General features: G+C 32.8%; 11 protein-coding genes. 3 read left to right on the forward strand and 8 right to left on the reverse strand.

The annotated features are described in order from the left end of the window. The first annotated feature begins 126 nt into the window (after positions 1–126). Positions 127–1,236 (forward strand): hypothetical protein, encoded by a 1,110-nt coding sequence (locus CKF54_RS02080; protein ID WP_147396804.1) that lies wholly within the window; start codon positions 127–129, stop codon positions 1,234–1,236. Between the two features lie 70 nt (positions 1,237–1,306). Next, complete coding sequence (locus CKF54_RS02085; RefSeq protein ID WP_119524630.1) at positions 1,307–1,960, forward strand: superoxide dismutase; 654 nt, start codon at positions 1,307–1,309, stop codon at positions 1,958–1,960. A gap of 189 nt (positions 1,961–2,149) precedes the next feature. Here CKF54_RS02085 and CKF54_RS02090 read toward each other — a convergent pair whose 3' ends face one another. The 4 genes from CKF54_RS02090 to CKF54_RS02105 form a co-directional block, all read right to left on the reverse strand. Continuing rightward, complete coding sequence (locus CKF54_RS02090) at positions 2,150–3,913, reverse strand: hypothetical protein (protein ID WP_119524631.1); 1,764 nt, start codon at positions 3,911–3,913, stop codon at positions 2,150–2,152. 170 nt (positions 3,914–4,083) lie between these two features. Further along, positions 4,084–4,203 (reverse strand): cytochrome bd oxidase small subunit, CydX/CbdX family, encoded by a 120-nt coding sequence (locus CKF54_RS02095; RefSeq protein ID WP_119524632.1) that lies wholly within the window; start codon positions 4,201–4,203, stop codon positions 4,084–4,086. Between the two features lie 14 nt (positions 4,204–4,217). After that, entirely contained in the window at positions 4,218–5,366 is a 1,149-nt protein-coding gene (gene cydB, locus CKF54_RS02100; protein ID WP_119524633.1) for a cytochrome d ubiquinol oxidase subunit II, read from the reverse strand. Then, entirely contained in the window at positions 5,366–6,958 is a 1,593-nt protein-coding gene (locus CKF54_RS02105; RefSeq protein WP_119524634.1) for a cytochrome ubiquinol oxidase subunit I, read from the reverse strand. Before CKF54_RS02105 ends, cydB begins: the two co-directional genes overlap by 1 nt. Positions 6,959–7,530: 572 nt before the next feature. Between CKF54_RS02105 and CKF54_RS02110 the strand changes: the two genes are divergently transcribed. Further along, the gene (locus CKF54_RS02110; protein WP_147396805.1) at positions 7,531–7,947 is read left to right on the forward strand and encodes a hypothetical protein; all 417 of its coding nucleotides are present in this window, start codon (positions 7,531–7,533) and stop codon (positions 7,945–7,947) included. A gap of 217 nt (positions 7,948–8,164) precedes the next feature. On the opposite strand, the gene CKF54_RS02115 is transcribed toward CKF54_RS02110, so the two are convergent. From CKF54_RS02115 to CKF54_RS02130, 4 genes are all read right to left on the reverse strand, one after another. Then, positions 8,165–9,226, reverse strand: a complete 1,062-nt coding sequence (locus tag CKF54_RS02115; RefSeq protein WP_119524636.1) for an OmpA family protein — start codon at positions 9,224–9,226, stop codon at positions 8,165–8,167. A 243-nt stretch (positions 9,227–9,469) separates the two neighbouring features. Further along, the gene (locus CKF54_RS02120; protein ID WP_119524637.1) at positions 9,470–11,149 is read right to left on the reverse strand and encodes a DEAD/DEAH box helicase; all 1,680 of its coding nucleotides are present in this window, start codon (positions 11,147–11,149) and stop codon (positions 9,470–9,472) included. Between the two features lie 150 nt (positions 11,150–11,299). After that, positions 11,300–12,463 carry a hypothetical protein gene (locus tag CKF54_RS02125; RefSeq protein ID WP_119524638.1) on the reverse strand — a complete coding sequence of 388 codons (1,164 nt, stop codon included), beginning with the start codon at positions 12,461–12,463 and terminating at the stop codon, positions 11,300–11,302. A 275-nt stretch (positions 12,464–12,738) separates the two neighbouring features. Further along, on the reverse strand, positions 12,739–13,860 hold the full coding sequence (locus CKF54_RS02130; protein ID WP_119524639.1) for a porin: 1,122 nt from the start codon (positions 13,858–13,860) through the stop codon (positions 12,739–12,741). Between the last annotated feature and the right edge of the window lie 32 nt (positions 13,861–13,892).

Raw genomic sequence — 13,892 nt, forward strand, 5'->3', positions numbered from 1 at the left:
GAGTAGGTCATCGCCAAATTGATTTTCTTTTAGTCCTCTAGTTAATTCTAGAGGACTTTCTTGTATGTAAAAATAATTATGCTATCTAACTTAAAAAATATAGACTTTCATTGCCATTATTCAATAATGATTAATGAAATAGTTAACAAAATAGATTTAGATAAATGCGAAAAGGAAGTAGCTCTACTCATTGTTAATACTATATTGTTGAAGTACTTTGAGCACTTTAAAATTAGAGCAATACATAACGTTAGTACACATATAAACCATTTAGGCTTAATAAAACTATTAGAATATTCTCAAGTCCTAAATCAAAAGTCTAATTTACTTACATATGCTGGTGTTCACCCTATGGTTACCTCTAGGGGATATGTTTTCTCAGACTATTATGGAACTGCTAATGAGGTAGAAAAGCCATATATAGATGTATCAACCTATATTCAAATAAATAAAATATATACAAATTTGTATAGTTACTTTTCTGAAGGTAGATTAACTAGGGATAGTGAGCTAAGGGATATATATTTAGGTGAAGTAGGTCTTGATGTTAACTATGTTAATACTAATTTGGAAAAGCAGGGAATTCTTCTTTCAAATCAATTAATTTCAGTTTTTAGTTATTTGCAAGAAAATGAAGTTGCTGATGATTTAATGGTAAATTTACATTTAGTTGGTCAGCAAGCTTATGATGATTTTTTTAAGTTATTTAAGCAACACCTGACTCTGCAGAGCAATTTAAATTTTAAAAGACTAATTCTTAACTTTCATTCCTTCAATTACCCAGAACACCTATTAAAGAAATTATCTACCTTAATCAGTGAACTTGATACTTTAATAACAGAAAAGAATTGTACTCTACAGATTCTTTTGGGTATTGGAGAAAGATCTATAACTAGTGCTAAAAAGCTTAATTTACTAAAAAAAGCAAAGCTTTTACCTAAAGTTGTTTTAGTTGCGGAAACGGATTTACCTTTTTCTTTTAAGGGGTTCTTGGATAAATTTTCCTCAGAGATTGTTGAAATTGTGAATAGTTTTGTTTTAATGATCTCTAAAAAGGATATAGCAGATTTATCAGATATAATAAATAAGTTATCCAGTTGTAGCGAGGTAAATTTTGATGATAGTTATTTGATCTTACTTAAGAAGATATATAATACCATTGAGATTTCAACTTTAACAAGTAATGAATTAATCTATCCAATTTTTAAAGTGGAAGAGTTTATAGATGGTTTATAATAAAAAATTACTAGAAAAATAGTAGTAAAAAGTGTATTATAATAATTCACATATCTTAAAGGAGATCCTCATGTCGAATAAATATACTCTGCCTGAATTAGGCTATAGTTTTGATGCTTTAGAGCCATATGTTGATGCTACAACTATGGAAATCCACCATGATAAACATCACGCTGCATATGTTAACAATGCGAATGCAGTATTTGAAAAACACCCTGAATTATTTAAAGAATGTCCAGCTTGTTTTTGTAGAGGTATCAAAAACCTACCAGAAGAAGTTAAAGGTGCATTAAGAAATAATGTTGGTGGTCACTACAACCATACTCTTTTCTGGTCAAGCCTTAAAAAAGACGTAGCATTACCTTCTGAGTTAGAAGCAAAACTTGTTGAAAATTTTGGTTCAGTTGATGCTTTCAAAGCAGAATTTGAAAAAGCTGCAACTACACGTTTTGGTTCAGGTTGGGCTTGGTTAGTTCTAACTTCTGATGATAAATTACAGGTTGTGAGTACAGCAAACCAAGATAACCCATTAATGGGTAAGGAAGTTGCTGGAGTTGAAGGTACACCTTTACTAGCTTTAGATGTATGGGAGCACGCGTACTACTTAAAATATCAAAACCGTCGTCCTGATTACATCAAAGCATTCTGGAATGTAGTGAACTGGAGTGTTGTTTTAGAAAGATTAAATAACAAATCAGCTGACTGTAAAGAGAATTTAAGATAGTATCATCTTACACTATAAAAATTTCTATTTAAAAAATGAAGAAGGAGTAATTATCCTTCTTCATTTTTTATATGTGAGTAGATTAAAGCATATCCGTTTTTCAAGATTATTCTATTTAGGTACATTAACTTGGAAAACTATAGTTTAACTAGTAAGAGTTGTATTTATATATGGAGTAAGTTCTAGAATTTACTGGGATATACTACAAATCTTTTTAATTCTATCCGCGAATTGATCGTTTGTAATACCAAGAGCCTTTAATATTTCTTCTTGTTTTTCGTTAATAAAATCAACTGTAAAAGAGCCATTTAGTGATTTATAGATATTGATATTATTCAGTTCGTCAATTACATCGTTTACGGTCATCTTTAAAGGGTATTTGTGCTTCTTAATTCTCTTAGAGAGTTCATTGCGTATAACTAATGAGACAAAGATGCTTAGACTGCGTCCTACATATATAGATTTATAGCTTTTATCGCAAACTTTATTACCAAAGATAAATTGATCAACTTGGCACATTGCTTCAAATAATTTATGTCTATGATAATCTTGTAAACCTTCTTCAATCTCTTTGTTGTTATTGTCTAGGACAACAAAATAACCACAATATTTGGTATTTTCTCTAAATTTTGGATTGCTAAAGCTAGCCTTGTAGTCAAGAGGTTTATTTTCGCCATTTAAACAATTGATATCAACAAAATTATCATATTGCTTAATTTCTTCTAGAGATTTTATAGAACCGTCGTTTACTTTTTCTATGATTGTTTTAACTCTCTTACTTTCTAAACTAAATTCTTCGCTATATAGATCAGGGCTGAAGCATAGGTAAGCGTTGTAAGTACTCTCATCATAGGTCACTGGCAATTTTATGGTGTAGGTAGAGTCCTCTAAGATAAACTTGCCTTGCTCTTTGATTACACCTTGAGTTTGTTCTACACAATCTTTTAGCGTTTCAGTTTTCTCTCTAATTAGTATTGTCAAATCAGGAATATTAAGTTTTTCAATTGCATCTAATGGAGCATATTTCGCATCATAAACAACGCTAACTTTCTCAGTAGAGGCATGTGCTAGCATTTGATTTATTTCCGATTGGAGTAGAGATGTATTTTCATTCTCATAGCTAAGGTCAAAGTTAAGTGGTAAACCCGTTTCTTTGTCGGTAACTAAACAAAAACTTATGTGTGAGCCATTATCTTCTTGGCTGTTATAAGGTAGTAGAATCGAATAATTGTCCGGTGTGGAAGATCTATAGTTGTATGATGTAACATCATAAATTAGAGGATGTTCTTTATTATATTTGAAGTTAGCCCAGTCTTTTTTAAAATCAATTACATGTTTAGAAAGTCTTTTAAAGAATTTGACTGCATCTTGTGATTTAACAAAACAATCTAAGGGTAAATTATTGACCTCAGACCAATCTGTAAATGTATCAATTGCTTTAGTTTCATGATGAAAAAGAGATCCTAAAGCTATTAGCGCATTGGTATCTTTAACGCTAAAATATTTAGATAATTTATCTACTAAACCTATTTCTTCAGCTATTAATTGTGATATAGCAAAATGTTGAGCTGTAGGTATTTTAATGATATCCGAGATTAAAGTAATAATTTTCTCGCTCTCAACTGGACATTCTTGTGTTTGTTCTTCTTTACGAGGTCGACCTGGTTTTTTAAGAGCTACAGTTGTTGCACCCTCTCCTAGAATTTCTTCTAGAGGAATTAGTTCTAAATCAGGTAAAAATTCTTTTGTTCTTTTATTAGGAAGAAAGTATTCTGTATTCTCTGGAAGCATTTTACCAATTCTAACTCTGTCAGATGTGCCATATCTTGTACCATCTGATCGCTTCTCTGAGCGGTATTTGGTAACGTAATATAAACTGTAATCAGTGTATTTTCTTTTAATTCTGCTTTCAGGAACTTTAGCTATATATACCACTTCTTTTCTTTTAGTCATAGTTACTTGTACAGACTTATTAATTTTTCGGAGATAGTTATTTTTAGGGAGGTAAGAGGAGCGTAATTTCCTTTAGATGTTTAAATAACACCTAGAGTAGTAAAATCTTTTACTTCTTTATTTTCGTATTATATTAAAAGGTGCTAGCCGAAGCTAGCACCTTTTGCTTATTATTTTTTCTTTTGATCTTCGTATTTATCAAAAAAGCCACTTTTTTCAAGTTTTGTTACAGCTAAAACTGTTAACCAAATAGCTACAAATACTCCGATAACCCAGATTGCATAAAACATATTTACCTTCCTGATTAGTACAGATTGTGACTATTTTCTTGAACGTCTTTAGTTGATAAACGTGACCACATTTTGTAGTATGCCCAAGCAGTGTATAGAAGAACAATTGGAACGAAAACAATAGCCACGTAGAACATTACATGTAGAGTGTTATGGCTAGAAGTTGAATTCCAAATTGTTAAACTTTGCCATGGAGCTGTTGAGCTTGGAAGAACAAATGGGAATAAAGAAATTGCGTAAGTAGTGAATAAAGCAAATACACCTACAGAAGAACTGAAGAATGCAAAGCCATTGCGACCATTTTTAGAAGCTCTAGCAGCAAATAAGTAAAGTAGAGCAGCTAATACTGGAACTACAAATAATACAGGAGCTTTTAAGTAATTTGCATACCAAGAACCTGTAACTACTACGTCACCTTCTTTAGCTTGTAAGATTAGTGATTCGTTTACAATTTGGTAACCATTGATGAATGCTAACCAAACAGCAACTAAAACACCTACAACAACTACTAATAAGCTTAATACTGAAGCTAATTTTTGAGCACGTACTTGAATATCAGAACCTACTTGTGTACGTAAAGCTAACCATGTAGCACCTTGAGTTAAGAATACTAATAAAGATAGCACACCACATAATAGGCTGAATGGATTTAATAATTTTAATAAATTAACAATCCATAAAGTGTCACCACCGTAGTAGGAACGACCAATAGTGTCAAATTCAAATGGTAAACCTAATAATACGTTACCTAAGCCTACACCGATAACTAAAGCAGGAACAACACCAGAGAAGAATAGACCCCAGTCAACACCACGACGGTGTTTTTCTAAGTCAAATTTATGGCGATATTCCATACCTACTGGACGGAAGTATAAAGCAAATAGGATTAAAATCATTGCTAGGTATAAGCCTGAGAATGATGTTGCATAAACTTCAGGCCATGCCGCAAAGATTGCACCACCACCTAGTAATAACCAAACTTGGTTACCATCCCAGTGTGGAGCGATTGTGTTAATAACAACACGTCTTTCTTCATCTGATTTAGCGATGAATGGATTTAAAGTTAAAGCACCGATATCAAAACCATCGAAAATTACGAAACCGGCTAATAAAACGATAACTAAGATCCACCAAATTGTTTGTAGGACTGCAAAATCTAGCATTATTTATCTCCTACGTTTTCTAGTTTCTCAAAGTGGTATTTACCAGTGTGTAATGCACTTGGACCAAGTTGAGCGTATTTAACCATGAAATAAGCTTCGAAGTAAATGAAGATAGTATAGATACCACAAATTGCGAAGATACTAAATAGTAAATCACCTACAGATAGAGTAGAGTGAGAAATGTATGTTGGTAACACTTCGTAAACTGTCCAAGGTTGACGACCATATTCAGCTACGAACCAACCACATTCAACACCAACCCAAGGTAGTGGTAAAGCTAACATTGAAGCTTTAAGTAATTTAGATTTGCCTGGTTGTACTTTTTGACGTAATACTTTCCAAGTACATACAGCAAATAATAGGATCATTAAGAAACCAGAAGCCATCATTAGACGGAACGCATAGAATAAAGCACCTACGCGAGGAGTAGTCTCTTCGATAGCAGCTTTTAATTGCTCTTCAGTTGCACCTAATAATAGAGCAGGATTTTTATCTGAACCTGGAACAAATTGTGTGAATAATAAACCGTAACCTAAGTATTTAGCTTCATTTTCAGCAAATGCTTCTTTTTCAGCACGGCTTGCGTTAGGATTATCACGTAATTCAGCTAAACGAATTAACGCATCACGACCTTTTAAGAATTTCTCTCTATTTTCGTCGCGGATTTGGTTAAGACCTTTAATTTCTGTATCTAATGAACGAGTAACAATTAAACCACCAACGTAAGGGATAGTGATTTCAAATTTGTTTTTCATTTCTTTAGAATCAGGAATTGCAATCATAGCCCAAGGAGCAGGAGCTTTTTCAGTATCATAGATACCTTCCATTGCAGCGATCTTTGTAGGTTGTGCTTTACCAACATGGTAACCAGATTCGTCACCCATGTATACAACACCTAAAGAAGCACAAAGACCAAATACAGAAGCAACAGCGAAAGAACGTAATGCGAAAGCTACATCACGGTTTTTCATTAAGTAGATAGCAGAAATTGCTAATACGAAAATAGAACCTGTAGTGTAACCAGCTGTTACAACGTGTAAGAATTTAGCTTGAGCAAATTCAGATAGAACTAGGTCAGAGAAGCTTGCTAGTTCCATTCTCATTTTGTCAACGTTAAATACAGCACCTTGTGGGTCTTGCATGAAACCGTTTGCGATTAGGATCCACATTGCTGATAAGTTAGAACCAAATGCTACGCAGTAGGTAGAGATTAAGTGTTGGATTTTAGAAAGTCTATCCCAACCAAAAGCAAAAAGACCTACGAAAGTTGATTCTAAGAAGAAAGCCGCAGCACCTTCAATAGCTAGTGGAGCACCAAAAATGTCACCTACATAGTGAGAATAGTATGACCAGTTAGTACCGAACTGGAATTCCATTGTAATACCAGTCGTAACACCGATAGCAAAGTTAATTAAGAATAACTTGCCCCAGAATTTAGTCATATCTTTGTAAACTTCTTTACCTGTAACTACGTAAATAGTTTCCATTGTTGCTAAAACAAAAGTAATACCTAGTGTTAAAGGAACAAAATAGAAGTGATATAACGCAGTTAATGCAAATTGAAGTCTTGAGAGCTCAATAATGTCTAGCACATTAACTCCTTTATAAACAAATAATAAAACAAAATAATGAGCTTAATTAGCTAATGTTTAAACGTAAATAAAACTTTGGTATTAAATTAATCTTTTTTGTTGCAAGAAAGACTGAAACATAATAGATTAAGAAAAATACCTATCGTAGAAATATACTATATATTATATCAATTTTATAGATTAATAGCCCTAGATTGGCGTAAATTTCTCTAGTTTTACGGAATAGTTAAAACTCTAATTAGAGCTATTTTCACAAATACAATGCTTAATTTTTTATTACTAATAAAATATTTTTTTGATTTTTAATTAATTTTCTTAATTGAGAGAATACTTATGAGTAAATTTATAACTAATTTTTTAATGAGAACAATTATATTTTGTCAAGGCAATAACTTATTAACTTAGTCAATTACTAAGATATTTCCGGAGATTTAATTACGAATTAAATATTTCCTTGAAAAGTTTTAGACAAGCTAGTATATTATAATAAATTAGTCAAGCTAGGATAATTATCATCGGCTTGCATATACAGATTTCCTTTAATGAAATTTTATATATAAATTTTGAATTTAATGAAAATGAACTTTTTATCCAAATCTTTGCTAATTCTTTTGGTAGTAACAGCGCCATTAGCAAAGTCAACAGAAACTAAATTGACCGCATATAATAATAGCTTGATCTTTACCACCAATGATGTTACTGCTGAACAAGTAAAAAATTTAGGTGATAAATATAAACAACATCCAAATTGTCAGTTATTTGTAAAAAAATCAAAAGTCATTTTTGATAGTAGCCTTAAAGGGGCAACAGAGAATACTTCTTCAACGACTAGAAGAGAGTTCAACAATATTTTTAATCAGTTAGCAAATAGATTAGAAAATTCTAATATAACTGATCAAGAATTTGCTTGTTATCTTTTTAGTAGAAAACTAGATGCTTTACAAATTGAAGCTAGTATGGGAGAAGTGTCGCCTAATAGTACTAATTAATTTTAGATATTTGGTCTATTGTTAATTCGCTTCATTTGCCTTTCTTACCTATTGACACTTCCTTACCTAAAAAATTATTTCTACCCTATAAATTTTATTTCTACCCTATAAATTTTATTTTGTATAAATAAAAAGCTCCTCCATGTTCTAATGAACACGGAGGAGCTTTTTTAGTCTTTATAGATATTTTATAAACTTGTTACACTATCTATTAGAATTATTTAGTTACTGTACCAGTTACGTAAACGTCAACACGACGATCTGGTGCTAAACATGTAACTAAAGCTTTACGGTTTTTAACATCGTAACAGCCGTTTGTTACAGGTTCTGCAGAACCAACACCTTTAACTGTTAATAATTCTTGGTTAACACCTTGAGATACTAAGTAGTTAGCAACGCTTTGTGCACGACGCTCAGATAGTTTTAAGTTGTAAGCAGCAGAACCTGTACGGTCAGCGTGACCAACAACTTCAACACCTGATACTGTGCTGTTAGGGTTGTTATAACGAGCTAATACGTTAGTGAATGATTCAGCTGCGTTAGCTGTTAATTTATCTGAGTTTAGAGCAAATAATGCGTCAGATTTTAATTCAAATTTTTCAGTTGTAACAACTGGAGCTACTACTACAGGAGCGCGTTGACCGAATACATAAGTAGCTGTAGCTTGTACTAAGTGAACGTCTGGTCTGTATTTGTTGCTGTTGTTATTTACATCTGTACCTAATTGAACAGCATAGCTACCTTCTTCAACGTTTAGACGTGAATCTTTGAAAGTTCTGAAGTATGCTTTATACTCAACACCTACAGCGAATGAGTTAACGAAGTAGTATTCAGCACCTACTGTAGCGTAAGGAGATACTCTTGTTTTTTCTGATACTAATGTTGGAGTAGTAACTTTGTTAAAGAATACACCAGCACCTAAACCAGCAAATACGTTTACTTTTTCACCGATAAATTGGTTGAATTTAACACCTAAATCTAAAACGTTAGATTTGTGAGTTAAAGTTGTACCATTGTAATCGTATTTGTTGTCAGCAGGTTTTTGCCAACCTAATTCAAACGCCACGTGGTTATTTAAACGGTAACCTAAGAATAAACCGTAAGTAACACCGTCATCAGTGTGGTAAGAGTCGTTGTTAAAATCTGTGTTTAATTTTACAGTGTTGTGGTATTGAGCATAACCAACTTTACCTGTAACGTAGAAACTATTTGCTGAAGGAGCAGCAAAAGCTACTGAAGTAGCACTAAGAGCTAATAAAGCTACTGCTGTTTTTTTCATGTAAGACCTCTAAATCTTTTTGTGTTGTAAAATTCTATTGGAATTCCAAATAGAACTTAAAGATTTCAAAAATTGAACCCATTGAAATCCACTAACAGAATACAATCGATTAATATTATACCATATCTGTAATTTAGATAACCACTTTTAGCCAGCGATAAATTTAATTAAAAAACAAGACGTTAGTGGAATTTGAATAAATTTATACGAGAAAAATACCCTTATTTAACTTGCTTAACGGTGCTACTCGCCTTTTAAGAACTCATTATATAAATTAAGAAGCTCTTTTAGATTAAACTGTTTGGTTTCTAAAGACTTGTAAATTTTGTACTCTAGCTCATGTCCATATAAGTGAGCAATAGTCATTTTTTGCGTTTGACCAGCTCGGTTAATACGGTTACAAGCCTGTATATACGTTTCACAGCTATGTATTGGAGCAAACCAAATTATTAAGCTGGCACTTGTAGCAGTAATACCATGAGACATAGTGGTAGGTATTGCTAATAGTACGTCTAAATCATCTGTGTTTTGTAATTTATGAAATATCTCTGCTCTTTCTTTTTCACGAACATCAGAATTGATTTTAGCAACTTTAAATTTTGTAGAGAGTTCATCATATAGTAAATCTAAAGTACTTTTGTACGGAACAAAAACTAAAGTTTTACCCTTATTCTTTTCAGTTCTCTCTGAACGAGCTATTTCAATTAATCTAATAGTTTCCTGTACTCTTGACTTATTATCTAGAGTAATTATTTCTTTACTATTATCATAAACAGCACCACAGCAAGCTTGAATGATCTTACCAACAATAGCGGCTCCATTCGCAGGAGTTATACTTGAACCGTTTTGCATGCGAACATATTCAAATTCTTTAAGTTGCTTAATTAAAGCGCACTGCTCATTAGAAAGTTCACATTGTGAGTAAGAATTTACAAGATCAGGCAGATCTAGACAGTCTTCTTTCTTAATACGGATAGCTGGATTAAAGTAGTTATAAACTAAATCCAATGACATTTCTACGCTTTTGAAGTCTTCAATGTTATCAGAAGCTGAATTTAGAAATCTCAGATTTAGATTTAAATTCATTATGCCTTTAAAGTGTGAATAGGTTATGCCAGTAAGATTTTCTGGGCATACCATTAGCACTTGACCATAAGCTTCGAGCGGAGAATTTGGAACTGGAGTACCAGTAATTCCCCAAACATATTTAGCTTGTTTTGTTATTTTGTTTAGGTTCTTCCAACGAGCTGTTGTATGAGTTTTATAAGTAGTTAGTTCGTCAATTACAACAAGATCGTATTCTTGAGCTAAAAGTTCTTTTTGAACAACTTCAACGCCATCTGGGTTAATAATATGTATTTGAGCTTGAGACTCTTGCAGTAATTCAATGCGTCGTTTTTTGGTATTTGCATATATTATTTGTGAGGTTAACTCGCAGTTCATACTTTGCAAAGTTGTTTGCCAAGCATCGCGCATCACTGACAGAGGACATACTATTAATACTTTTTTAATTTCTTTAATGCGAAATAAATAATTAATAGCGTGAAGTGTTGATAGAGTTTTACCTGTACCCATATCAGCAAGACAAAAACAATGTCTGTGTACGGATAAAAAAGCGGAGATTTTAAATTGGTGTTCAAAAGGAGTCATTTCTCCAGGCCAATCATAATCTGCCTTTCTTACTATAGGGCTTAAAGTAGTTGCATTTAGGTCTGCTAACTTTCTAGCATTATCAAAAGTCCAGGGTACTTCTACAATAGTGTGTTTAGAAGTAGTATCTGTATTTTGATGAACAATTGCTTCGGGAATAGCTTCTGAGATTTCCTTGCTAAGACGTGTCCAAACGTATAGACTTTTTTCGTCAGGGCTTGGAATAATATTATTTTGGCCTATTGCTTCTTTGATTTTCTGAAACGAAATCATAGCGAACACATATATAACTTGAAAATGACTAGATATATCTATTTTACCAGTGAATTAAATAATTTTTTTATAATTTTTTTATTTATACATAAAAACCTCTATGTTTAAAAAACATAGAGGTAAAAATTTTAGAGGGATATTTACAATAAATTAGAATCTAAAGCGTAAGCCTGTAGCGTATGCTGTTGAATTGTAATCATTTTCAACTTTAACGCCAGATGTTGTTACATCTTTTCTTGCTTTAGCATAACCGCCTTCAAGGAAGAATAACGCTTCTAAATTATCTTTTTTATATAAAACAGAACTAAAGCCTAGTAAAGTTTGTAATACATTAGCTTGTTCTTTATCAGCATTTCCAGTGTATTTAGTTTCAGCATGAACATATGATAAAGCAACATATGGACGGAAGTATTGGTTCATGTCATAGTTTAATGTACCTGCTAAAGACCAAGCATTATTTTTCTGGTACTGATTTGAAGCGCTTAAATGGAATTTAGATTTTTCGTAAGTTGCACCAACAGAATAGTATAGTACTGGAGTAATTTTTTGACTCCATGTTAAGTCATAAGTGTGATACTGTCTTGTTTTTCTAATAGCTGCGTTTTTATTAGTAGTCTGTGTATCAGAGTAAACAAATTGTAAATTACCTAAATCTTGGAATGTATAGTCAACTAAGAAACTTAACTGTTTACGTTGCTGAGTTGATGAATCGTTAGTTTTACCCCAAGATACACCATAGAAGTAATTTTCGTATTTATTAGTATATTGGAAAGAACTATCATATGAAGTTGCAACTGTAGCAGCTGTAAAACCTAGGTGATTATAAAAATTATCGCGGTTAGTAAAGAACCAGCTGTTGTCACCCATACGGTAATCTGATAAAGTTGCAAATTTACCATAGCGTAATGTACCGTATTTATCGTATCCTAGACTTACACTTGCATTATTTAAAGTAAAGCCTTCGCGCTTATGATTACCTGTTTTACTTTTACCTGTGTAAACGCCATTAGTGTAGCTTGAAACTTCGCGGCTAGAGTAAAAGAATACGTGCTGCATTCTTGCGTAGAAACTAAATCTTAGTTTACCATCAGTGATGTTACCACCTAACCATAGACGTGTTCTTGCTTGGTTAAATGAAGCATTTAGTTTACTTTGTAAAACGCCATCAGCCTTGTGCTCAGGTTTCCATGTTGTGGTTGCACCACGTAGTTCACCACCAAAACTTAATGAAGCATTATCAGATTTATACAGTGTGTAAGAGAATGCGCTCGTAGCAACAGATGCTAATAATAATGATAGCAAAGTTTTTTTCATAGCTTTAATCGTAATTTTGGAACGTATATAATTTTCTTGGAGATATTATGTAAGGGGCATACCTTACGATTTGATTATAGCAATAACCCCATTATTTTAAGAGGTTTTTTAATATAGAAGATACTATTTTTTATTAAAAAGTTGTCACAGATCACACTTTTGAAAAGTAAAATGTAAAAAACATAACAAAGATCAAAAAAAATAACTCTATCTCATTTGAAATTCTAGGCAAAGAAAAAAGCAGACCGAAGTCTGCTTTTTTTCTATAGGTAAAATTAGAAAGTTAATTTAGCACCTACGTTGAAACCTTTGTTCTTAGTTTTTGTGCTACCTTGAACATCACGAACAGTTTCTTTAGCTCTTGAGTAGAAGTATTCAGCAAATACTGTTACTTTAGCTGTTTCATATGTGTAAACATCAGAAGCAGCACCTACAGCTAAGTTGTAGTATCTAGTTTTAGTAGTTGATGATTTATCGTAAGCGTCAACTTTTTCTTTAACATAAGCTAAGTTTAAGAATGGTTGAGCGTATTGGAAGCCAGTGTAACGAGCTTTAGCAGCTAATGACCAAGCTTTATCTTTAGCTTCAGTATTTGTTGATGTGTGTTCATAAGTGAACGCAGCACCTAATACGAAATCTTGTACTAAACCATCATTGTAGAATGCTAAATCGTAAGAGTTTTGAGTTTCAGTTGTTTGTAAATCAGCACGATTACGAGTGTTAGCATAGTTAAATACTACGTGGTTACCTGCTAAGTTGTAAGAAGCTTGTAACGCGTATTGTTTAGTGTATTGATATTGAGAAGCTTTAGTTTCACCGTAGCTTAAACCACCTTTAACACCGTAGAATTCAGGCGCTAAATATGTAACTACTGTATCAAATGATGTAGGAGCTGTCCAAGCTGTGAAACCACGCTCATCGTTAGCTTCGAAAGCATAGTGATCTGCTTCCATATCGTTACCGAATTTGTCATCAGCAACTGTTACATATTTACCAAATAAGAATGAACCGTATGTAGGGTGACTTAATTGTACGTAACCACGGTTAAACTCAACACCATCACGTGTGTGTTCACCTGATTTGATACCAGCTACTTTTTGTGAGTGGTAATCAAATCTTGTGTTGAAACGTGTGTAGAATGAGTAAGTTAGGTTGTTAGAGTCAGTCATACTACCGTATAAACCGAAACGTAAACGACCTTGGTTGTATTTGTTATCTTCTTTGTTAGCGCTGTCGCCGTTTACTTTAACAGAACGATCTTGCAAGAAGTAACGAGCTTCAGCAAAAACGCCTAAATTTGCGCTTGTGTTACCGTTGCTGTAAGTATATAAATTAGTGTTAGCAAATGCAGATGAAGCTACTGATACTACAGCTAAAGCTAATAATGTCTTTTTCATGAGAAAATCTGTCTACTTTACGTAGGCTATGC

The sequence above is a fragment of the Psittacicella hinzii genome, from assembly GCF_003585885.1.
GTDB lineage: Bacteria > Pseudomonadota > Gammaproteobacteria > Enterobacterales > Psittacicellaceae > Psittacicella.

Bases quoted from the DNA above. Each gene is read 5' to 3' on its own strand.
- CKF54_RS02080 (WP_147396804.1), top strand. From the start codon at position 127: ATGATTAATGAAATAGTTAACAAAATAGATTTAGATAAATGCGAAAAG.
- CKF54_RS02085 (WP_119524630.1), top strand. From the start codon at position 1,307: ATGTCGAATAAATATACTCTGCCTGAATTAGGCTATAGTTTTGATGCT.
- CKF54_RS02090 (WP_119524631.1), bottom strand. From the start codon at position 3,913: ATGACTAAAAGAAAAGAAGTGGTATATATAGCTAAAGTTCCTGAAAGC.
- CKF54_RS02095 (WP_119524632.1), bottom strand. From the start codon at position 4,203: ATGTTTTATGCAATCTGGGTTATCGGAGTATTTGTAGCTATTTGGTTA.
- cydB (WP_119524633.1), bottom strand. From the start codon at position 5,366: ATGCTAGATTTTGCAGTCCTACAAACAATTTGGTGGATCTTAGTTATC.
- CKF54_RS02110 (WP_147396805.1), top strand. From the start codon at position 7,531: ATGAAAATGAACTTTTTATCCAAATCTTTGCTAATTCTTTTGGTAGTA.
- CKF54_RS02115 (WP_119524636.1), bottom strand. From the start codon at position 9,226: ATGAAAAAAACAGCAGTAGCTTTATTAGCTCTTAGTGCTACTTCAGTA.
- CKF54_RS02120 (WP_119524637.1), bottom strand. From the start codon at position 11,149: ATGATTTCGTTTCAGAAAATCAAAGAAGCAATAGGCCAAAATAATATT.
- CKF54_RS02125 (WP_119524638.1), bottom strand. From the start codon at position 12,463: ATGAAAAAAACTTTGCTATCATTATTATTAGCATCTGTTGCTACGAGC.
- CKF54_RS02130 (WP_119524639.1), bottom strand. From the start codon at position 13,860: ATGAAAAAGACATTATTAGCTTTAGCTGTAGTATCAGTAGCTTCATCT.